The sequence below is a fragment of the Ruegeria sp. O5 genome (assembly GCF_056535105.1).
This window is the reverse complement of the sequence record NZ_JBQERN010000007.1, coordinates 76,792-97,683: the sequence shown is the minus strand read 5'-3', so window position 1 is coordinate 97,683 and position 20,892 is coordinate 76,792. Positions and strand designations below refer to the sequence as shown.

Genomic DNA, 20,892 nt, shown 5'->3' with positions numbered 1-20,892 from the left:
AAAAAACGGGCGCGCGGCCCGTCGAATTTTCCGGTGGAGCCTTGGACCAGAAGTCCAACGCACCGCTGTTGAAACTGCATATACGCAGGATGATCCGAGTCTGCAACCCCCGACAGAAGTGTCACCCGAAATTACACGATCCACCACCGTTCAGCGATACGACCGTCGTCCAGAACCGTGCGTCCGGCAATCTGCCGCGGCAATCCCACCGCCCCAGAGACGGCCAGTGCCATATCGGTCTCGGAAGGATAGTAGCGAAGACTGCGCGTACCGCGGATCTCTGACGAATCGGGGAAGGCGGCGACATCGACATAGCCATCACGCAATGCCTCGGCGCGGACACGGGCATCGGGAATAACGATCACTTCGAATGCATCGACCCAACCGGCCTGACCGTCCTTGTAATGCCCCAAAACACGGCGACCCAGGAAATGCCGCCCGTCTTCGGCGCGTTCGACACGGTAGCAACCCGTGCCATTGGCGTTGTGTAGCGGCGTGACGCCTTCGCCATTGCGGGCAATAATAAAACGACTGTCCGCCAAAAGGAATGGAAGGCCCGGATTTGCCTCGGCCAGTTCCAGCCGCAAACGGTTGGCAGTCAATGCCTCGGTATGCCCGACCTCGGCCAATACGGCCGCAACATCTGCGATGTCCAAAAACGCGCCGTCGTGGAACACCGCATCGTTGCGCAGATCAAAGCTCCAGACCCTCGCATCGGCGTCGGTTTGCCAGCCCGTCGCAAGCTCGCCCCGCAAAGTGCCATCCGGGGCGATCTCGGTCAGCGTGTCGAAAACCGCACCGCGCGCCACCTGCTCAAGACTGTCGTCGCGCGGTACGGCCAATCGCAGCGTGCCGCCTTTCTCAGGTTTGTCCGCCAGGGACGCGCCTGTCGCGGCAAGCAGCGCGGCGGCGGCACCCGAGGCAAACAAGGCACGGCGGTCGATGCGTGTCATGCCAAACCCTCCGCTACGCGATCCATGATCCGGATGAGTTCTGCGCTGATCCCGGGTTCAGAAAGCGCATGACCGGCCTGACGTACCATCTTGATCTCGGCATTCGGCCAGCGTTCGCTCAGCGACCAGGCGGCCTGCGGCGGGCAAATCATGTCGTATCGCCCCTGCACGATGTGACCCGGGATATGAGCAATCCGGTCCATTTGATTTAGGATCTGCCCATCCGTTTCCAGGAACGCCTTATTGTAGAAATAGTGATTCTCGAGCCGGGCAAATGTACGGGCGTATTCGCCGGGGCTTTCGCCCACTGATCCGTTCGTGTGGATCGACGCCAGCGCATTTTCCCAGTGCGACCATGCCCGCGCATACAGGGTCTCGGTCGCGCGGTCCCCCGAGAACAGGCGTTTATTGTAGGCGGTGATGGTGTCCTTCAGCTCCACCTCGGGCAACAGTGAGGTAAATTTCTGCCACTGTTCCGGCCAGAAACGTCCCGCTCCGCCGCCATAAAACCAGTCAAGTTCAGCGTCAGTTGCCAGGAACACACCGCGCAGCACCAATCGGCTGACCCGGTCTGGATGCGACTGCGCGTAGATCAACGCAAGGGTCGCGCCCCAGCTGCCGCCAAAAGCAATCCATTCATCAATCTCGAACAGGTCGCGCAACCGTTCAATATCGGCCACCAAATGCCATGTCGTGTTATTTTCAACCGAAGCCGTGGGGCGAGACCGGCCACACCCACGCTGATCAAATAGAATCACCCTGTAGGCCTGTGGATCAAAATAACGCCGCATTGCGGGGCTGCAGCCACCGCCTGGGCCGCCATGCAGGATCACCACCGGTATGCCTTCGGGGTTGCCGCATTGTTCCACATAGATACGGTGCCCGTCGCCCATATCGACCATACGCTGGTCGAACGGATCGATCGGCGGGTACAGATATTGAACTGCGCGCTTTTGGTCCGGGTACTTGTCCATTATGGCCCTATATAGTCCTTAAGCGTAAAAGAGCATACGGAGACAGGAATGCAAGCGCATCCGAACACGGTGGATCCATCCGAGATCGCAAAATTCGAAGCGATGGCGGCGGAATGGTGGGATCCTCATGGGAAATTCAAACCGTTGCACATGCTGAATCCTTGCCGTTTGGATTATATCACACAGCAGATTGCCGGTGAATTCGACCGCGATCTGAAAGCGCGAAATCCGTTCGAAGGGCTGCGCCTGCTGGATATCGGTTGTGGCGGTGGTCTGCTAAGCGAACCCATGGCACGTCTGGGGGCCGAGGTCGTCGGGGCCGATGCCGCCGGAGGCAACCTGCCTGTTGCGCGTATCCATGCCGAGCAATCCGGTTTGGAGATCGACTATCGCCACACCACAGCCGAAGACATGGCCGCCGCAGGTGAGCAGTTCGACGTGGTCCTGAACATGGAAGTGGTCGAGCATGTGGCCGACCCGGAGGGCTTCCTGACCGCCTCGCAAAAATTGCTCAAGCCGGGCGGGCTGCTGATCTGCTCAACCATCAACCGCAACCCGAAATCCTATGCCATGGCCATTTTCGGGGCCGAGGTCGTCATGCGCTGGCTGCCGCGCGGCACGCATGAGTGGAACAAGTTCATCACCCCTGATGAGTTGTTCGACCTGCTGCGTCAGGCCGGGATGGACCCGGTGGACCGCAAGGGGTTCGTCTTCAACCCGATCCTCTGGAGCTGGTCGATCTCGGACCGGGACTTAAGCGTGAACTATGTGACGGCGAGTGTGAAACCGGGCTGAGGGTTATTCCCCTTCCAGCTGTTTTCTCAGATCGCGCAGCACTGGCAGTGTCGACCGAACACGGTCGTCCCCCAACTCTCCGACCACGCGGTTGATCAACGGAGCAATCGAGGAAATCGCCTGATCCCGCGCGCGTTTACCGGCGGGGCTGATCGCGACCATCTTGCGGCGGGCATCGTCCCAGTCGGGGCGGATGTGGATGTATCCGGCCCATTCCAGCTTGGCCAAGGTGTTGGTCATCGCTCCTCGGGTCACGTGGAACGTGTTGGCCAGCTGCGCCGGGCTACGCTCATCCGCGACAAAAGCCAGGTGGTTCAGAACCGAGAAATGCGAGATTTCCATGCCCTTGGGCAGCACCCGGCTAAGCCGGTTCCGCAATAGCTGGTCGGCGGTCAGGATCTCGCTGAACAGCGTGACCGCAAGGGCATTGGTGTCGTCTGTCATTGTTCCGTTCTGTCAGGGTCCGTCGAAGGAACGGCGGTGGTGCAGTGAAGGGACACGTCGCCGTGCCTCAGTCACAGAACTATCATCCAAATCGAAAATGTGAATGCCTGGATCGGTCCCTGCGTCGATCAGCACCTTTCCCCACGGGTCGACGACCATGCTGTGACCGTGAGTATAGCGTGTTTTACAGCCGGTTTTTGGATGTTCCCCTGTTTGGGCCGGGGCCAGCACCCAACACCCGGTTTCGATTGCACGTGCGCGCAGCAAGGCTTCCCAATGCGCGGCACCTGTGACCGGCGAGAACGCGGCCGGGACGGTCAGAATGCGCGCGCCCGCCTGCGCCAGTGCCGCGTGCAAATATGGAAAGCGGATATCGTAACAGATGGTCAGACCAACCTTGCCGAAATCCGTTTCTGCGATAACCGCTTTTTCGCCTGGGCGGTAATTCTTTGATTCGCGGAACGTCTCGGTCTCGGTGACCTGCACATCGAACATATGGATTTTGTCATACCGCGCCACGATCTGACCTTGCGGTCCGATCATAAAGCAACGATTGGCAAAACGACCGTCATTGTCATGAGTCTTGAGCCCCAACGAGCCGATCAGAAGCCAAACACCCAGATCAGCAGCCTGTTCGCGCAGGCCCGTCAAAGTGATGTCATCTTCTTCATGTTGTAAAACCGCGCGCTGCCGTGTGGTGCTGGTCGAAACGCAATTCGTAACCTCTGGCGTCAGAACAAAGCGGGCGCCCTGTTCTGCCGCTTCGGCCATCATACCTCGGACCATCCCGAGGTTTTCTGCCGGATCGTCCGACGAGGTGATTTGCAGCAGCGCGGTTTTCATCAGGCCGCGAGCAGACGGTCAAGCTTGCCCTGACGCTCCAACTCGTACAAATCATCGCAACCGCCGACATGCGTGGCGCCGATGAAAATCTGCGGCACCGTGCGTTTGCCTCCGGCACGTTGAATCATTTCAGGTTTGCGTTTGGGGTGCATCAGCACGTCGATCTCCTTGAACTCGACACCTTTCTGCTTCAGCAGGCGTTTGGCTGCATGACAATACCCGCACAGTGGCGATGTATAGATCTCTATCGACTTCATTTTCCGTTCCCTTCGGATTTCGCGCAATCTTGGGCGAATTAGGCATCCTTGGCAACGCGCGCCAGAGCCAACACGAAAATATGATTTGCCCCCGCCGCCTGACAGGCACGAGTGCATGCGGCCAGTGTTGCCCCGGACGTCATCACATCGTCCACCAGCAAAACGTTCCGGCCCGTCAGATGGCGGGCATTTCGGGGGTGAAGGCATATCGCGTCGCCCAAAATCTGTGCCCGCTCGGCAGCTGTTTTGCCGTCCAGTACCGGCGTCTTGTTTTTGCGAATCAACAGATCGGGCACACATTCCAATCCTGTCTCGCGCGCCAGGTTCTGCGCCAACAGTGCTGACTGGTTGTATCGCCTTTTGACCAATCGTGACCAATGCAATGGAACCGGAACAATCACCATATCCGGTCGCAACAATGGGCGCCCTGCCTGCACCATCCACTGCGCGGCAGGGCGGGCCAGTTCGGGCCGATCACCATGTTTCAACGCCAGGATCAGTGACCGCGCCTTGCCGTCATACAAAAGCGCGGCGCGTCCTGCCCTCCAGGGGCGCGCGGTCTTCAGGCAATCATCGCACTCGGTCCGAAACTCGTCCTGCCCCCCGATCAGGGGCAGACCGCAACTTTCACAGACCGTGCCGCCAATGAATGGCGTTTCCCGCCAGCATGGGCCACACAGGCCAAAATCGGACTCGGTCAGGTCGCCGCACCCCATGCAACGTGGTGGATAAATCAGCGCAAGTGCGGTTTGAATCCGTTGCGCGATGCGATACTTGCCAGCTATGAAACTGCCCGAACCCACTGCACCCTCACTTTTTGACCGTGCCGCCATTCTGCGTCATCGCAGCCGCGCGCAGGATGACGCCCTTTTTCTGCACCGCGCCGCGATGGACGAGGTTCAGGATCGGCTCTCCATGGTTAACAAAACCTTTACGGCGGCAGCGATCGTGACGGCATACCCGCAGCTTTGGACGGACGCGTTTCCCGAAGCCTCGATCATTGCGGATGACGACGTGCTGGCACTGCAACCCGGCGTACATGACCTTGTGATCCACGCCATGACACTGCACTGCGCAAACGATCCGGTGGGTCAGTTGATCCAATGCCACCGCGCGCTGAAACCCGACGGGTTGTTGCTGGTTGTTTGCCTGGGTGGCGAAACGCTGCACGAATTGCGCGCGGCGTTGGGTCAGGCCGAGATTGACGTTACCGGTGGCCTCAGCCCCCGCATCGCCCCGATGGCCGGGTTGCGAGACATGGGCGGTTTGTTGCAGCGGGCAGGTCTGGCCTTGCCAGTCGCAGACTCGGTGCCGCTCACGGCTGAGTACCGTGACATCTGGCACCTGATGCACGATCTGCGGCATATGGGTGAGGCCAATGCGTTATCCGGGCGACTGAAACACCCGACCAAACGCGCAGTATTTGAGGCCGCGCAAAACATCTACGCGTCTCATTTCACCACAGAGTCGGGACGTCTGGCAGCCACGTTCGAACTGATCTGCCTGACCGGATGGTCCCCCCACGACAGTCAACCCAAACCACTGCGTCCTGGGTCGGCGCAAGCACGTTTGGCTGACGCCTTGCGCACGGACGAGGGCAAACTGCCCGATTGACGCGCGACCAAATCCCCTTATTTCAGGCCCTAACGCAAGAAATTCAGGAAGCCTCATATGTTTGATGCCACGCGACCCGCTCACGCTCCTACGGATCACCCCAAGATCAGGATGGGGCGCGTCGGCATATTGCTGGCCAATCTGGGCACGCCGGACGACTACACATATTGGCCGATGCGCCGATATCTGAATGAGTTTTTGTCGGACCAGCGTGTCATCGATTATCCAAAGTGGAAATGGCAACCGATTCTACAGGCGATCATCCTGACCAAGCGACCTTTCAGTTCCGGCGAGGCTTACAAATCGATCTGGAACCAGGAAAAAGGCGAAAGCCCGCTGATGACCATCACCAAGGACCAGACCGCCAAGCTAAGCCAGACGATGCACGCACGATACGGTGATCAGGTCATGGTCGATTTCTGTATGCGTTACGGCAACCCGTCGACCAAATCCAAAGTGCGCGCGATGGTAGCGGCAGGGTGCGATCGCATCTTGTTTTTTCCGCTTTACCCTCAATACGCTGGCGCAACGACGGCCACCGCCAACGACCAGTTCTTTCGCGCACTGATGGACGAAGCCTGGCAGCCCGCGACGCGAACCGTTCCGGCCTATTTCGATGAACCCATCTATATCGATGCGCTGGCACAGTCTGTTGAACGCGCATACGAGGCTATGGAGACAAAGCCCGACATTCTTGTCTGCTCATATCACGGGATGCCCGAGCGGTATCTTCAGCAGGGCGATCCCTATCACTGCCAATGCGCTAAAACGACGAGGCTGTTAAAGGAGCGGCTGGGCTGGACAGATGATCAATTGGTATCGACCTTCCAGTCGCGCTTCGGCCCCGAAGAATGGTTGAAACCTTACACGGTGGATCACGTGGCCGACCTGGCGAAGCAAGGCAAAAAGAACATTGCAGTTATTGCCCCGGCGTTTTCTGCTGACTGCATCGAAACGCTTGAAGAGATTAACGAAGAAATCAAAGAAAGCTTCGAAGAAGCAGGCGGGGAGGCGTTTACCTATATATCATGCCTTAACGATAATGATGCCCATATCGCGGCACTTGGAAAAGTGATCGAAGACAATCTGTGCGGGTGGCTGGAGTAAAGCGTTTACAGAACGCAACCCGCATTTCCTATGAGAACGTTAGGCTCGGCTTGATACTGGCCTGTCAGTATCCCCCGGCGCGCAACAGGCTTGAAGACCTGTTGGAATTAAAAAAGGCGGTGGATTGCTCCACCGCCTTTTTCATGAATTCCGTGTCGGATTAGCTTGCAGCAACAGCAGCAGCAACAACGACCAGCAGGATCAGCGGCAGCAGAATGCCCTGCGACGAACCCTGAGTTTCTTCAACAACAACTGGTGCTTCAACAACCGGCTCTTCCAGGTTGCCAGCATATGCAGTCGAAGCTGCTGCAGTCAGAGCTGCGGCGAGAACGAGTTTCTTCATATTAACCTCCAGAATTTGCACGGCTCCAATATCCAGAGCCGCACATCTAAGACTTACCTCGTAGTTTTTTCTAATCAGCATTAGAGCGGGAATGCAATTGCAACTTGACCGGTGAGCGGGTTCGTACACGAAAATGTCGTCAAATTAGCAACACTTGCGTGCCAACCTTCGCCATCGAAAACAGCTCGGCGATGTCTTCGTTGAAAAGGCCGATGCAGCCGTTCGAAGATCTGCGGCCGATTTTGCGTGTATCGTGCGTCCCGTGAATGCGATAATACTTCCAGCTCAGGTATAAAGCGTGTGTTCCCAATGGGTTATCAGGACCCGGAGGAATGTAGTCCGGCCATTCCGGATTTCTCTTCTTCATCGAAGGCGTTGGAGACCAGCTTGGGCCTTCGACCTTGCGGATCACACTGGTGCGCCCGCGCCGGGTGAGTTCTTCGGTCAGCGGAACCGACGACGGGTACAATTTATAGACTGTTTGGTCATCCGACCAGTAATGCAGCGCTCTTGAGACGGTGTCGACCAATATGGCGCCATTTCTGGTGTTCGAGAAATACGGTTGCCAATCCAATGCCCGGAACCCGGATACGTTGCGTCGAACTGCCGGTTCGGTTTCGGGTGCAGGGCGCAGCGGGTCGCCCGGGATATATTGCGCCAGTGCCGGTGTAGCCAGAGTGGCGGTAGCCCCTGCCAGAAACCCCCTGCGGGTGGGCGAATGAATGCGCTTTTTGACCATGACGACGGGTCCTGTGTTTAGGTGAGGTCTGAAATCAGAGGCATTCTATTGCCAGAATGCTTCAGTCGCAAACCAAACCGGCAGAATCACGCAAGTTGTGGCCATTGCGCGTTTGCTCAGAACAAGCAGGCGCGCTATGCCCTGTTGAGATACAATAATCAGGTCGAACATGACGCGCATCGTTTCTTTACTGTTGATTTGCTTTGTCGCGCTTGCGGCATGTACCAACACTGGCTCAACCACTCTGGGATCTGATGGTCGCCCATTGCCGACTGTGTACAAGATCCGCGGCAATCCGGAAAAGCTACAGTTCCGCATGCTTGATTCGGTCAATGCTTTGCGTCAGGCTCAGGGGTTGCAGCCCGTACAGCTGAACGCGCAGCTGAACGCAGCGGCAGCGACACATTCGAAGGATATGTCGCGGCAGAACCGGCCCTGGCATTTTGGGTCAGACGGTTCATCACCGATCGACCGGGCAGCGCGTGTCGGCTATTTCGGAACGTTCCTGGGGGAAGCCATTTCCGAAACCTACGAGACCGAGACGGAAACACTTGCCGCATGGATGCAGGAACCTGGACCAAGGTCTGTCATCATGGACGCCAAAGCCACCCAAATGGGATTCGCCTGGCATCAGGAAGGCGGTGGTAAAATCTGGTGGACGCTGGAAATGGGAACCGGTGGTTGATCCGGTCAAATGAAAAGAAAAAAGCCCCCGGTTTTCGGGGGATTTTTTTTGTTAATCAGGCGGCTTGCATAGACTGCGCCTCGGTCAGGATCGCATAGAGCTTTACCGGATCGGGGTTCGCCCGAAGTTTGGTGCAAACCGAAGTATCCCGCAATGTGCGAGACACCAGCGCCAGAGCTTTGAGGTGATCAACGCCCGCCTCTTCCGGTGCAAACAACGCGAAGGCAATGTCCACAGGCTGGCGATCAACCGAACCGAAATCGATCGGCTTCTCAAGCATGACAAAAACACCTGAAACCGAATCAAGATCGGGCAGGCGCGCATGTGGCAACGCCACACCATGGCCGACACCGGTCGGTCCAAGGCTTTCCCGCTCCAGCAGGAAATCAACCGCTTCCTGAGGATCGATACCCAGCGTCGCCGCGGCGACGTCACCGATTTCCTGAAACAGCCGCTTCTTGCTGGAAGCCGCGGACAAAACACGCACCGCTTCGGGCTTCAGTATGCTCGAAAGCTCCATGATCACGCTCCATGGCACGCACCCGCATCAGCGGGCGCGGCCCCGTATCCTTGCCTGTTACGGATCAATCCAGCCGATATTACCGTCATCGCGACGATAAACGACATTCAATCCGTCCTTGTTTTCATTTCTGAACACCAGTACTGGCGCACCGGCAAGTTCCATTTGCATAACGGCCTCTCCGACGCTCAAAGATGGGATTTTTGTTTCCATCTCGGCCACAATCATTGGCTGAAGCGATTCGGGTTCATCGGCCGACTCCGATTCGTTAGAAGCGAGGATATAAGAGGACGCCCCAAAGAGTTCAACCGGTTCGACCCGATCCTTGTGGTGGTCCTTCAGGCGACGCTTGTAACGACGCAACTGTTTTTCCATTTTATCACAGCATGCCTCAAATGCCGCGTAGATCTCGGTTGCATGGGCCTTGGCCTGCGCCGTCAGGCCAGTGGACAGGTGCACTGTTGTCTCGCATACATATTCATGCGCCGAACGGGAAAAGACGACGTTTGCATCCGTAGGCCGCTGCGCATATTTGCCCACGACCTCATTCAGTTCGGTCTGCACGTGTGTCTGCAACGCCGCACCGATGTCGATCTGTTTTCCGCTGATTTGGTAACGCATGTGATCTCCTTCACAATTCACACCCATTCTGACGCCGCGAAACGCGGCGAGCTTGTTTTTATCGGGTGGGGGGTAGAGACATTTTCCGCGGTTGCCTTGTTTCCAGCCCTTCGAAGAAGGGACATCGAGATCCAGACTGGAACCGGGTAAATGCCATAAGCCAATTGAGGCAAGAGACGAGGGAAGAGTCAATCAAAACAGATGTGTATATACGCGATTTCCGCCATGCAATTGGCACAACTCCGCGCAAGGTTATGAAATGCGGAAATTCTCGCCCAGATAGACGCGGCGCACATTCTCGTTTTCGACAACCTCATCAGGTGTGCCGGACATCAAAACCTGACCGTCATGCAGGATATAGGCCCGGTCGACAATTTCCAGCGTTTCCCGGACGTTGTGATCGGTGATCAGCACACCAATACCGCGTTTTTTCAGATCCGCGACCAGATGGCGAATATCCCCAACACTGATCGGGTCAACGCCTGCAAACGGTTCATCCAGCAGCAGGTATTTGGGGTCTGCGGCCAAACAGCGCGCGATCTCAACACGGCGGCGCTCGCCGCCTGACAACGCCAGAGCCGGGGCCCGGCGCAAGTGTTCGATCGAGAAGTCAGACAACAGCTCTTCCAAACGCTCTTTGCGCTTATGCGCATGAGAGACCGTGATATCCAGAACGGCAGCAATGTTGTCCTCGACGCTCATGCCGCGAAAGATCGACATCTCCTGCGGCAAATAGCCGATCCCCATCCGTGCCCGCCGGTACATCGGCAAAGTAGTCACATTCTGGCCGTCGATCGTGACTTTTCCCGCCTCTGGGAACACAAGGCCCGCAACTGAATAGAACGTTGTGGTTTTACCAGACCCGTTCGGCCCCAGCAGCGCCACCACTTCGGACCGACCCAACGTCATCGAAACATCGCGGATCACCGTCTTTTTTTTGTAGGACTTCCGCAGCTTCTCGATGCGCAGCCCGGAACTGCCCTCGGTCAGTTTCAGATCGGGACGCGCCATCAGTTGTTTCCCTGCTGCAAGATCGTTTTGACCCGCCCGGTCATTGTCGCAGTGCCCGATGTCAGGTTGGCGTTCATCTGATCGCCACTGATGATGCTGGGGCCCTGTGTCAGAAGGACATTGCCCTTCATGACAATCTCACCCGAGCCGATCTTGTATTCAGCCCAGTCGCCTTCCGCTGCATCCGGCGGGCTGACCAGAACCACATTCTCGGTGGCCTCCATTCGCTCGATCGCCGAGCGTTCCTGATTGTAGATAACCAGCACGCGTTCGGCTGTCAGTCGCATTTCACCCTGTACGACGATGACATTCCCGATGAACTCGGCCGATCCGTCCTCTTGATTGACGTTCAGGGTTTCCGATGTCACCTCGACCGGCAGGCTCGGATCGGCATTCGCGGACCCAAAAGCCACCTGCGCCTCTTGCGCAGTCACGGGCGCGGCGCCCGCGATCAAGGCGAGGCACAAAGGAACAAATCGAAAATCGAACACAAGTTATCTTTCTGCTTTTTCAGGCTCGTATACCAGCTTCACACCATCTGTAAAAACAATATGGACCGGCCCGTCCGTTTTTTCAGTGCCAAAGGTCATACGCCCCGCGGAAAAGTTACCGATCGGACCGGTTCCGTTCACCTGCCCCGGCGTATCGCCCCGGACTTCGTCCAACGAGGTATTGAGCAGATCCGTCGTGACCTTGAGCCCATCCGCCGTGGTGATGACCACGTCACCAACAAAGGTTGCTGTTCCACTATCCGGACGGATCAGGCCGGAATTCGAATCCAGCGTAATTGTGCCGCCATTGAGCAGCCCAAAGCGGCCGCGAAACTCGGAAGCGGTCGGAACCGACGCCTCGGTGCCCTGCGTGGCTTGCACCGCCTCGATGTGCACGGTCTCTCCCTTGCGGGTCGTTCCGCGGTAATCCGGCCGCGTTACCACCTGTTGTGCCAGTCTCTCATCAATGTCTTTCTGCGCGAAAGGCACGGAAACGTTTGTTTCGATACTGCGGGACAGCAGGAATACCGTGGACAACATCACAATAGCCGCAAGCGGCAACAGCACCTTCAGGAACTGCACCATGCGGGAATACCTGTCCACTTCAGCCTCCCTCAGCCCAGACCGACGCGCAGGCAGTCGTGGATATGAAGCAGCCCCAAAGCCTGACCTGATGTCGCCTCGTCAACCACGAAGAGCGAGGTGATCTTACGGTCATTCATGATTGCTACCGCTTCTTCCGCCAACGCATCCGGGGATATGGTTGTGGGGTTGGGGGTCATGACCTGCTCGGTCGTTTTGTTCAGCAGCCCATCCATGTGGCGCCGCAAGTCACCGTCTGTAATGATCCCTGCCAATTGACCCTGCGGGTCTGTTACGCCAGCAACACCAAACCCCTTCTGGCTGATTTCGATCAGCGCATCGCTCATCGGAGTATGTGCCGCAATCAGAGGCAGGGCCTCTCCGACATGCATCAGATCCTGTACTGTGCTCAGCCGAGCACCCAGTTTGCCGCCGGGATGGAAGGCACGGAAATCCTCGGGCCGGAAATCGCGGTATTTCATGAGGGCAATCGCCAGTGCATCCCCCATGGCAAGGGTCAGCGTTGTGGAGATCGACGGCACCATACCAAAACCGCAGGCCTCGCCCATCGACGGGATCAGAAGATGTACGTCGGCCTGTTTCATCAATGTGCTGTCAGGTTTGCTGGACAATCCAATCAGCGGAATGCCAAAGCGGCGCGTAAAGGCCAGCAGATTGGCAAGTTCCGGTGCCTCGCCCGAATTCGAAATCGCCAAAACCACATCACCCTTGGAGACCATGCCAAGATCACCATGGCTGGCCTCGGCCGGATGCACGAAATAGGCAGGCGTTCCGGTGCTGGCCAGCGTGGCCGCAATCTTGTGACCTATGTGGCCTGACTTGCCGATACCGCTGATTATGATGCGCCCGGTGGCCTGAAGGATCAGCTGCACGGCTTCAGCAAAATGCGCGTCCAGACTGTCGGCAAGTACGTCCAGCGCGCGGGCTTCGTCAGTCACCACCTGACGGGCGGTTTTCAGGAATGCTTCGGTATCGGTCATGAGTGCGCAAAGATATCCGTTTCGGGCCAACCGGCGAGGTCCAGTTTCGCACGCATCGGTAGGAAGTCAAAACAGGCCTGCGCCATTTCAGTCCGATCCTCGCGAGCCAGCCGAATGTTCAGCGCATCGCGCAGCTGATGCAGATAAAGAACGTCAGACGCAGCGTAATCCAATTGAGCGTCCGTTAATGAGGTTGCGCCCCAGTCGCTCATCTGTTGCTGTTTGGAAATATCGACACCGATGAGTTCCTGACACAGGTTCTTGAGCCCATGCCGGTCGGTATAGGTCCGCACCAGGCGGCTGGCAATCTTGGTGCAATAAACCGGCGCGGCCAGAGCACCAAATGTATGGTACATAGCGGCGATGTCGAAGCGCCCGAAATGGAACAGCTTCAGAATGTCAGGGTTTTCCAGCATGGCACATAGGTTCGGCGCCTCAGTCTGGCCTTTTTCCACCTGCACGATATGGCTGTTGCCGTCACCACCCGACATCTGAATCACGCACAAGCGGTCCCGATGTGGGTTCAGACCCATGGTTTCACAGTCAATGGCCACAACAGGGCCCAGATCCAGCCCGTCCGGCAGGTCGTTTTTGTACAAATGGTTCGCCACCCGACTATTCCTTTGTGCGGTATCGCCTCCGAGATAGGCGGTTTGGTCCATAAACTCAACGCCGTCCAAAAGTCACGGGCAAATCCCCGCAACAAGATTGACAATATCCTCATGGGGGGGATAGGGATACATCATGACAAATGTACCCCGCGAGTCGCATCCGCATATCACGGCAAGGCTGAAACGGGCCCACGGGCATCTGGCAAAGGTCATTGCCATGCTTGAAGGTCAGGCGCCCTGTTCTGACATCGCCCAACAGCTGTTTGCCGTTGAAAAAGCGGTCACCAACGCCAAGCGCGCCTTGATCCATGATCACATCGACCATTGCCTGTCTTCCGATGGCGATAGCGGCGGGATCGAGGATTTCAAAGCCATTACGAAATACCTCTGAACCATGCTGAGCATTCTAAAAAACCGGACCTACCGCCACCTGTTTGCTGCCCAGATCGTCGCCCTGACCGGAACCGGGCTGGCCACAGTCGCGCTTGGGCTGCTGGCCTTTGATCTGGCCGGAGACGCTGCTGGCCTTGTGCTGGGCACCGCGCTAACGATCAAGATGGTGGCCTATGTCACCGTGGCCCCCCTGGCCGCTGCATTTGCCGAGCGGCTGGACCGTCGGAAAATGCTGGTTCTTCTGGACCTGATCCGCGCCGCAGTCGCTGTATGCCTGCCTTTCGTGACCGAGGTCTGGCAAATCTATGTGCTGATCTTCGTGCTACAATCCGCCTCGGCGGGCTTTACGCCCGCCTTTCAGGCAACAATCCCGGACGTGTTGCCGGACGAAAACGAATATACCCGCGCTTTGTCACTGTCACGTCTTGCCTACGACATGGAAAGCCTGCTGAGCCCGATGTTTGCCGCGGCTCTTCTGTTGCTGGTCAGCTTCAACAGCCTGTTCTGGGGCACAGCGCTGGGATTTGTTGCTTCGGCATTGCTGGTGGTCTCGGTCGTCCTGCCCTCGCCCAAGCCCAGCAAACCACGCGGAATCTATGACCGCACGACACGCGGAATTCGCATCTATCTGAAAACGCCCCGGCTGAGGGGGCTGCTTGCGCTTAATTGGAGCGCCGCAGCGCTGAGTTCGATGGTAATCGTCAACACAGTGGTCATCGTGCGGGCCACCCTTGGCCTGTCAGAAAGCGCCGTGGCCATTGCACTGGCCGGATTTGGCGGCGGGTCGATGCTGGCGGCGTTTACTCTGCCCCGACTGCTGAATCGGATTGAGGATCGCAAGGTTATGCTGTCCGGAGCCATTCTTGCGTCGGGCGCTATGGCCGTCGCCTCGGTTCTGACCGCGACGATCCCGCTTACGCTGGGTGTCCTTGCCGTTTTTTGGGCTTTTACTGGCTTTGGATTTTCTACAACCCTTACGCCTTCGGGTCGTTTGTTGACCCGTTCCGCCCATCCCGAAGACCGCCCCGCTGTCTTTGCTGCACAGTTTACTCTGTCACACGGCTGCTGGCTGGTGCTGTATCCGCTGGCTGGGTGGATAATGACCGTTTATGGGCCGACTGTTGCGCTCGGCAGTATGTCTATTCTGTCCGTGGCAGGCGTGATTGTGGCAGTCAGCCTTTGGCCGCGTGACGATCAGGAACCGGTTGTTCACACTCACCCCGATCTGCCAGCCGATCATCCGCATCTGGCCGGGGCCGGCCCGCACGCGCACCCGATCATAATCGACGACCTGCACCCACGCATACCGCGTGAGCCTTGAGAAAGGATGTCCATCTGATCTAAACCCGGACTTACCGCAAACCGGAGCCCCAATGGACCAGCTTGACCGCCGTATCATCGCCGCCCTGCAAGCCAATGCACGTGCCTCGACCACGCAGATCGCGGCCTCGCTGGGTGTGGCCCGCACGACTGTGCATGAACGGATCAATCGTCTGGAACATCGCGGCGTAATCACCGGATACACCGTGCGCCTTGGGTCCACGGAAGACACGCCCAAAGTGCAGGTCATCGTCATGCTGGAAGTGCAGCAGAAGGAAACCAACCGGATCCTTAAACGGCTCGAGGCTTATCCCGAGGTCAAACTATGCCTGTCGATCAATGGTGAATTCGATCTGATGCTGACCGCAGATGCCCCGAGGCTGGAGGATCTGGACATTCTGGTGGACGATCTGGCGAAGATCCCCGGCGTCCTGCGCACCAATACAAGCGTTGTTTTCGGGCGCAGGATCGACCGAAACTGAGGCTGCGATAACTCTCTGTAAACCGATCGGCGGCTAGCTTGGCCGGGAACACCAGAATCCCGGACCGGCAGAATGCCAATTCGCAGAATACCAATTGCTTTCATGATACTGCATGTGCTGTTGGCGCAGGTGGGTTCTGCCATGCACGCAGCACCGACAGGCGGGCTTTGTGATCAGGCCGCGCGCCGTGCGGCACTGTCCGAAGATGTTCCGCTGGACGTGCTGCGCGCCATAACTCGCGTTGAAACCGGGCGAACAGTCGACGGGCTGTTGCAGCCCTGGCCCTGGACAATAAATGCCGAAGGTCAGGGGTATTGGTTCAAGTCCGAGGCCGAGGCCAAGGCCTATGTTTTCAAAATTTTCAAAGCGGGCTCTCGCAGCTTTGACGTCGGGTGTTTCCAGGTCAATTATCGCTGGCATGGTAAGGCCTTCCGCTCGATCGATGCGATGTTTGAGCCGGATGCGAACGCAACCTACGCCGCCCGCTTCCTGAAAGACCTTTATTTCGAACTTGGTTCGTGGCCTGCTGCGGCCGGGGCGTATCATTCCCGCACGAATGCTCTGGCCGAGGCTTATCGTGGTCGGTTCCAGACAGTGATGGCTCAATTGGACAACCCGCCCTCGCACGGGTTTTCTGGCAAGTCACGCGATCCGTTCACAAGGGCCGGAACGCCCTTGATTCCGGTGCTAGTGGCTTCACCCGCCACCACTGCCTTGGGCTCTCTGGTCCCGACCAATAGCACAGCAACTGCTTTCATCCCTTTCAATTAGGAAACCTGCGTGCCCCAGATTGACATCCGGTCCCTGTTTTCGCCCACTGTCCTGTTGGCACTGGCGCTGATGACCGTCATCGTCATGATGATCCTGCCCATGCCTGCCTGGGTGCTGGATGTGGGGCTAGCCGCCTCTTTCGCGCTGGCCATCCTGATTTTCACTCTGACGCTGTTCATCGAACGTCCGCTGGATTTCTCGTCCTTCCCAACGATCCTGCTGGCATCGCTGATGCTGCGCCTGTCGCTGAACGTCTCGTCGACCAAACTGATCATCGGTCAGGGGCATACTGGACCCAACGCAGCTGGTGACGTGATTGAAGGGTTCGCCAATTTCGTCATGGGCGGCAGCATCTTTCTGGGTCTTGTGGTTTTCGGCGTACTGCTGATCGTGAATTTCATGGTCATCACCAAAGGGGCCGCCCGTATGGCCGAGGTCGGCGCGCGCTTTGCCTTGGACGGGATGCCGGGCAAGCAGCTTGCCATCGACAGCGACATGTCAGCCGGGGCCATCGACCATCAGCAAGCCAAGGAACGGCGGGAACGCGAACAGCAGGAAACGACATTCTTCGGCTCGCTCGACGGTGCGTCGAAATTTGTCAAAGGTGATGCCGTTGCTGGCCTTCTGATCACTCTTTTGAACCTTGTTATGGGTTTGGTCATGGGGGTGATCGTGCACGGAATGCCGGTGGCTTCGGCGTTCGAGACTTATGCAATCCTGACCGTCGGTGATGGTCTGGTCTCGCAGATCCCCGCGGTTATCATCTCGATTGCCTCTGCATTGCTGCTGGCGCGCGGCGGAACACAGGGTGCCACCGACAATGCCATTTTCTCCCAACTTGGGCGTCATCCGGCTGCGCTGTCTACCGTGGCGGTTCTTATGGTCCTGTTTGCGCTGGTGCCCGGCCTGCCTTTCCTGCCGTTCATCCTCGGTGCAGCTGTACTTGGTTATGCGGCCTACAGAATTCGGAAAAAGCAGAAAGAAACAGATCCGTCATTGCATTCGCAGGCGACCGAAACCGAGGTGTCGGTCTCGCAGGCTATTGGTGATATTCTGGACCTGGATGACGTGCACCTTGAATTCGCACCCGATCTGGTAAGCTTGGTTTTGAATCCCGGAACTGGGTTGGATGCCCGCATTGCCAATATGCGCAACTACGTGGCGTCTACCTTCGGATTGATCCTGCCCGAAATTCGCCTGACTGATCGAGCCGACCTGCCAACCGGAACCTACGTGATCAAGGTTCAGGGGGTCGAACAGGCGCGCGGCGTTCTGAACCCCGATCTGGTTCTGGCTCTGGTTCAGGACGGGTTCGATCTGTTGCCCGAAGGCAATGACGTGACCGAGCCGGTTTACGGCGCGCCTGCCCGCTGGATCCTGCCCAAACATCAGGAGGACGCAGCGCTGAACGGGGCCACTATCGTCTCACCGCCCGAGATCCTGGCCACGCATCTGCTAGAGATTATCAAGCAGAACTTCTCGCGCTTGCTGACGTTGAAATCCCTGCGCCGCCTGCTGACCGAAATGACCCGCCTGAGCGACCCAGTTCGGGCTGAGGCAAACCGCAAGTTGCTGGATGAATTGATCCCCGACAAAGTGCCAATGGACACATTGCACGCCGTTCTGCGACTGCTTCTGGAGGAACGGGTTTCGATCCGGAACATGGCCCTGATCCTTGAAAGCGTTGCCGAAGCACGGCTGACAACCACCCAGCCTGAAGGCATCTGCGAATTGGTGCGCCAGCGTCTCGGATTTCAACTGGTCGCCGATATGAAGCGTGAGGATGGCTCGATCCCGCTGATCCAACTGGCCCCCGAGTGGGAGGAAACGTTCACCACCTATCAGGTCGACGCGCCCAGCGCCGGACTGGATGTCGCGCTACCGCCGAACCTGTTTAACAAGCTGGCCGACGGCATGGTCAGCAGTATCGCCAGATCTGCTGATAACGGTTTGTTTCCTGCTGTCGTGACCTCGACCCGGCGACGCCGGTTGTTGCGTACGATCATGCATGCGCGCGGCGTTCCAAACCCGGTCCTTTCTTTTGAGGAAATCGGGTTGGAAGCCAAACCCGCGCTGGTAGGAACTGTTCCCGCGTGATCGCTCTGCCGCCAGAATTGTTGACGCAGCTGGTCGAACCGCTCTGGCAGGCCTTCGCGGTTTTTCTGCGCGTCTCTGCTTTGGTTTCGCTGCTGCCTGCTTTCGGCGAGCGCAGCATTCCAACACGGATGAAACTGGGGATATCCGTCGCCTTTACCCTGATCATTTTTCCGGCAACCCAACCTTTGGACCTGTCTCTCAACCTGTGGACGCTGGGGCGGTTGGTTGGGACAGAAATCCTGATTGGGCTGGCGCTTGGAACCGGGCTGCGGCTGTTTGTTTTGGCGCTGCAAACCGCCGGATCCATTGCCGCGCAATCCACGTCATTGTCGCAATTGCTGGGTGCGGCGGCCACTGATCCTGTTCCGGCAATGGGATACCTGCTAACGATCGCGGGGCTAACGCTTGCCGTCATCATGGGCTTGCACGTACGGGCCGCGCAATTCCTGATCCAGAGTTATGCCCTATTCCCCATGGGGTTGGTGCCAAGCTCGGCAGATTTGTCCCATTGGGGAGTGCGACAAATCTCACGCAGCTTTGGGTTGGCCTTCTCGCTGGCAACGCCATTCGTCATCGCCTCGTTGATCTACAATCTTGCACTTGGGGTTATCAACCGGGCCATGCCGCAATTGATGGTCGCCTTCGTGGGCGCGCCAGCAATAACGTTTGCCGGGCTGTTTCTGCTGTTTGCGGGCGCACCATTGATCCTCTCTGTTTGGTCTGACGCGCTGATTGCCTTCTTCATGAACCCGATCGGAGGCCAGCGATGAGCGGTGCCGATGACGACAGCGACAAGTCATACGAGCCGACGCCGCAAAAGCTCCAGAAAGCCCGTGAAAAGGGTGAAGTTCCCAAGTCCAACGACTTGTCGGTTGTTGCGGCATATACCGGACTGCTGATCGCATTGTTGGCGGCAGGGCAGTACGCGGTCGCGCAATTGGGAACTCTGTTCATGGTCCTGATCGACCAATCCGACCAGATCGCGAACCTTCTGAACATGGGACCTGCGACAGCGACGGTTGCCGGAATTCTGAGTGGCGCGTTACCACCCATTGCCGTGCTTTTCTGCCTGCCCGCGGTGGCCGTTCTGCTAAACCTGATTGCCCAACGCACGCTGGTGTTCGCCCCCAGCAAACTGAAACCAAAGCTTTCGCGGATTTCCCTTGTTTCGAATGCCAAAAACAAGTTCGGGCGCGGTGGCTTGTTCGAGTTCGCCAAGAGTGCAACCAAACTGGCGATTTACAGCCTGTGCCTCGCACTTTTCATCAAGTCGAATCTGGCCGAAATTCTGTCTGCCAGCGCGGCCCCGGCAAAGTCATCCATACTGCTGATGATGAACCTGTTGTTTCGCTTCCTGTTCATTGTGGTTGCCATCGCACTCGGCATCGGCGTTATCGACTTTCTGTGGCAATACGCCGAGCACATGCGCAAGAACCGCATGTCGCGCAAAGAGATCCAGGATGAAACTAAGGACGCCGAAGGCGACCCGTATGTAAAGCAACACCGCCGTCAACGTGCACAGGAGATCGCCTCGAGCCAGATGATGGCAGATGTTCCGGGCGCGGATGTTGTTATCGTAAACCCCACCCATTTTGCCGTTGCACTGAAATGGACCAGGGCTACTGGCAGCGCACCTGTTTGTGTTGCCAAAGGTGTGGATGCAGTAGCCGCTTCCATCCGTTCTGCTGCGGCTCAGGCCGGCGTTCCGATCCGCTCGGATCCTCCGACGGCGCGTGCGCTTCACGCAACTGTCGACATCGGGCAGGAGATCTCCGAAGAACATTTTCGCCCCGTTGCCGCTGCAATCAGGTTCGCCGAAGCGATGCGGAAACGTGCAAAGGAGCAGATCCGATGAAGGACACTCAGTTAAGCGGGCTGGACAAAATAGCCGACGTCGCTTTCCAGAAGCAATTTCAGACACTCCGCCCAATCCTCGAGGCCGAGGCCAGAATTCAGAACCAATTGGCGAAACTGGATCATCAGCTTGACCAGGTGCGCAAAGCCAGCGGTTGGACAGAAGGATATCAGATATCCGGGGCCGACATTCTTTGGAATGGCTGGGAATCTGCCACGCGCCGCGCGTTGAACATGCGACTTGCCCAAACGCGCGCTCAGAAACTGGCCGGTCTGGAGTCGCTCAGAATTGCGTTTGGCCGCAAACAAGCCGTCGCAACCCTGCGGGAGCAGCAGCTGAAAAGCCATCGGCAGGCCGTTGCCCGAAAGCAAACCCGTTAATGC

At 57.6% G+C, this 20,892-nt stretch carries 27 protein-coding genes; 12 read left to right on the top strand and 15 right to left on the bottom strand.

Going from position 1 to position 20,892, the window contains the following annotated elements; translation table 11 throughout:
• Nucleotides 1-131: 131 nt before the first annotated feature.
• Entirely contained in the window at nt 132-953 is an 822-nt protein-coding gene (locus ACR0M3_RS11410) for an ABC transporter substrate-binding protein (RefSeq protein WP_480910796.1), read from the bottom strand.
• Entirely contained in the window at nt 950-1,927 is a 978-nt protein-coding gene (gene pip, locus ACR0M3_RS11405) for a prolyl aminopeptidase (protein ID WP_480773988.1), read from the bottom strand. Before pip ends, ACR0M3_RS11410 begins: the two co-directional genes overlap by 4 nt.
• Nucleotides 1,928-1,975: 48 nt before the next feature.
• Here pip and ubiG point away from each other — a divergent pair, with 48 nt between their 5' ends.
• Entirely contained in the window at nt 1,976-2,722 is a 747-nt protein-coding gene (ubiG, locus tag ACR0M3_RS11400) for a bifunctional 2-polyprenyl-6-hydroxyphenol methylase/3-demethylubiquinol 3-O-methyltransferase UbiG (protein WP_480773987.1), read from the top strand.
• A gap of 3 nt (nt 2,723-2,725) precedes the next feature.
• Here ubiG and ACR0M3_RS11395 read toward each other — a convergent pair whose 3' ends face one another.
• From ACR0M3_RS11395 to ACR0M3_RS11380, 4 genes are read right to left on the bottom strand one after another with little or no spacing between them, the layout of a single operon-like run.
• Nucleotides 2,726-3,166 carry a MarR family winged helix-turn-helix transcriptional regulator gene (locus tag ACR0M3_RS11395; protein ID WP_267363106.1) on the bottom strand — a complete coding sequence of 147 codons (441 nt, stop codon included), beginning with the start codon at nt 3,164-3,166 and terminating at the stop codon, nt 2,726-2,728.
• A 12-nt stretch (nt 3,167-3,178) separates the two neighbouring features.
• Nucleotides 3,179-4,009, bottom strand: a complete 831-nt coding sequence (locus ACR0M3_RS11390; RefSeq protein ID WP_480910794.1) for a carbon-nitrogen hydrolase family protein — start codon at nt 4,007-4,009, stop codon at nt 3,179-3,181.
• Nucleotides 4,009-4,266, bottom strand: coding sequence for a glutaredoxin 3 (gene grxC, locus ACR0M3_RS11385; RefSeq protein ID WP_480546226.1), 258 nt, complete (start codon nt 4,264-4,266; stop codon nt 4,009-4,011). Before grxC ends, ACR0M3_RS11390 begins: the two co-directional genes overlap by 1 nt.
• 38 nt (nt 4,267-4,304) lie before the next feature.
• Entirely contained in the window at nt 4,305-5,069 is a 765-nt protein-coding gene (locus tag ACR0M3_RS11380; RefSeq protein WP_480910792.1) for a double zinc ribbon domain-containing protein, read from the bottom strand.
• Between ACR0M3_RS11380 and ACR0M3_RS11375 the strand changes: the two genes are divergently transcribed.
• Entirely contained in the window at nt 5,050-5,880 is an 831-nt protein-coding gene (locus ACR0M3_RS11375) for a methyltransferase domain-containing protein (protein ID WP_480910790.1), read from the top strand. The genes ACR0M3_RS11380 and ACR0M3_RS11375 overlap by 20 nt on opposite strands.
• Before the next feature lie 57 nt (nt 5,881-5,937).
• The gene (gene hemH, locus ACR0M3_RS11370; protein WP_480910788.1) at nt 5,938-6,987 is read left to right on the top strand and encodes a ferrochelatase; all 1,050 of its coding nucleotides are present in this window, start codon (nt 5,938-5,940) and stop codon (nt 6,985-6,987) included.
• A gap of 160 nt (nt 6,988-7,147) precedes the next feature.
• Here the strand turns inward: hemH and ACR0M3_RS11365 are convergent, their stop codons facing one another.
• Nucleotides 7,148-7,330, bottom strand: coding sequence for a hypothetical protein (locus ACR0M3_RS11365; protein ID WP_117870963.1), 183 nt, complete (start codon nt 7,328-7,330; stop codon nt 7,148-7,150).
• Between the two features lie 139 nt (nt 7,331-7,469).
• Nucleotides 7,470-8,069, bottom strand: coding sequence for a L,D-transpeptidase (locus ACR0M3_RS11360; protein ID WP_267363097.1), 600 nt, complete (start codon nt 8,067-8,069; stop codon nt 7,470-7,472).
• A gap of 169 nt (nt 8,070-8,238) precedes the next feature.
• Here ACR0M3_RS11360 and dalA point away from each other — a divergent pair, with 169 nt between their 5' ends.
• Complete coding sequence (gene dalA, locus ACR0M3_RS11355) at nt 8,239-8,754, top strand: divisome-associated lipoprotein DalA (protein ID WP_267363096.1); 516 nt, start codon at nt 8,239-8,241, stop codon at nt 8,752-8,754.
• Between the two features lie 55 nt (nt 8,755-8,809).
• Here the strand turns inward: dalA and ACR0M3_RS11350 are convergent, their stop codons facing one another.
• The 7 genes from ACR0M3_RS11350 to ACR0M3_RS11320 form a co-directional block, all read right to left on the bottom strand.
• Nucleotides 8,810-9,274: a PTS sugar transporter subunit IIA gene (locus ACR0M3_RS11350; RefSeq protein WP_267363095.1), complete on the bottom strand. Its 465-nt coding sequence runs from the start codon at nt 9,272-9,274 to the stop codon at nt 8,810-8,812.
• Between the two features lie 57 nt (nt 9,275-9,331).
• Nucleotides 9,332-9,895 (bottom strand): ribosome hibernation-promoting factor, HPF/YfiA family, encoded by a 564-nt coding sequence (hpf, locus tag ACR0M3_RS11345; RefSeq protein ID WP_480474777.1) that lies wholly within the window; start codon nt 9,893-9,895, stop codon nt 9,332-9,334.
• Nucleotides 9,896-10,147: 252 nt separating this feature from the next.
• Nucleotides 10,148-10,906 (bottom strand): LPS export ABC transporter ATP-binding protein, encoded by a 759-nt coding sequence (gene lptB, locus ACR0M3_RS11340; RefSeq protein WP_480474775.1) that lies wholly within the window; start codon nt 10,904-10,906, stop codon nt 10,148-10,150.
• Nucleotides 10,906-11,397: an LptA/OstA family protein gene (locus ACR0M3_RS11335; RefSeq protein ID WP_480483925.1), complete on the bottom strand. Its 492-nt coding sequence runs from the start codon at nt 11,395-11,397 to the stop codon at nt 10,906-10,908. The genes lptB and ACR0M3_RS11335 overlap by 1 nt, the downstream gene beginning before the upstream one ends.
• A gap of 3 nt (nt 11,398-11,400) precedes the next feature.
• Nucleotides 11,401-12,000: an LPS export ABC transporter periplasmic protein LptC gene (lptC, locus tag ACR0M3_RS11330; protein ID WP_267363092.1), complete on the bottom strand. Its 600-nt coding sequence runs from the start codon at nt 11,998-12,000 to the stop codon at nt 11,401-11,403.
• A gap of 11 nt (nt 12,001-12,011) precedes the next feature.
• On the bottom strand, nt 12,012-12,980 hold the full coding sequence (locus ACR0M3_RS11325; protein ID WP_480773983.1) for a KpsF/GutQ family sugar-phosphate isomerase: 969 nt from the start codon (nt 12,978-12,980) through the stop codon (nt 12,012-12,014).
• Nucleotides 12,977-13,591: a ribonuclease D gene (locus tag ACR0M3_RS11320; RefSeq protein ID WP_480832873.1), complete on the bottom strand. Its 615-nt coding sequence runs from the start codon at nt 13,589-13,591 to the stop codon at nt 12,977-12,979. Before ACR0M3_RS11320 ends, ACR0M3_RS11325 begins: the two co-directional genes overlap by 4 nt.
• Nucleotides 13,592-13,724: 133 nt before the next feature.
• Between ACR0M3_RS11320 and ACR0M3_RS11315 the strand changes: the two genes are divergently transcribed.
• From ACR0M3_RS11315 to ACR0M3_RS11280, 8 genes are all read left to right on the top strand, one after another.
• Nucleotides 13,725-13,982 (top strand): metal-sensing transcriptional repressor, encoded by a 258-nt coding sequence (locus tag ACR0M3_RS11315; protein WP_480546232.1) that lies wholly within the window; start codon nt 13,725-13,727, stop codon nt 13,980-13,982.
• 3 nt (nt 13,983-13,985) lie between these two features.
• Nucleotides 13,986-15,305, top strand: coding sequence for an MFS transporter (locus tag ACR0M3_RS11310; RefSeq protein WP_480910785.1), 1,320 nt, complete (start codon nt 13,986-13,988; stop codon nt 15,303-15,305).
• A 52-nt stretch (nt 15,306-15,357) separates the two neighbouring features.
• Complete coding sequence (locus tag ACR0M3_RS11305; protein ID WP_267363085.1) at nt 15,358-15,786, top strand: Lrp/AsnC family transcriptional regulator; 429 nt, start codon at nt 15,358-15,360, stop codon at nt 15,784-15,786.
• Between the two features lie 72 nt (nt 15,787-15,858).
• On the top strand, nt 15,859-16,557 hold the full coding sequence (locus ACR0M3_RS11300) for a transglycosylase SLT domain-containing protein (RefSeq protein ID WP_480773981.1): 699 nt from the start codon (nt 15,859-15,861) through the stop codon (nt 16,555-16,557).
• Between the two features lie 9 nt (nt 16,558-16,566).
• A complete protein-coding gene (flhA, locus tag ACR0M3_RS11295; protein WP_480773980.1) occupies nt 16,567-18,654 on the top strand; it encodes a flagellar biosynthesis protein FlhA in 2,088 nt (695 codons plus the stop codon).
• A complete protein-coding gene (locus ACR0M3_RS11290) occupies nt 18,651-19,424 on the top strand; it encodes a flagellar biosynthetic protein FliR (protein ID WP_480832867.1) in 774 nt (257 codons plus the stop codon). Before flhA ends, ACR0M3_RS11290 begins: the two co-directional genes overlap by 4 nt.
• Nucleotides 19,421-20,509, top strand: coding sequence for an EscU/YscU/HrcU family type III secretion system export apparatus switch protein (locus ACR0M3_RS11285; protein WP_480488133.1), 1,089 nt, complete (start codon nt 19,421-19,423; stop codon nt 20,507-20,509). Before ACR0M3_RS11290 ends, ACR0M3_RS11285 begins: the two co-directional genes overlap by 4 nt.
• Complete coding sequence (locus tag ACR0M3_RS11280) at nt 20,506-20,889, top strand: hypothetical protein (RefSeq protein WP_480539419.1); 384 nt, start codon at nt 20,506-20,508, stop codon at nt 20,887-20,889. The genes ACR0M3_RS11285 and ACR0M3_RS11280 overlap by 4 nt, the downstream gene beginning before the upstream one ends.
• Nucleotides 20,890-20,892 lie beyond the last annotated feature (3 nt).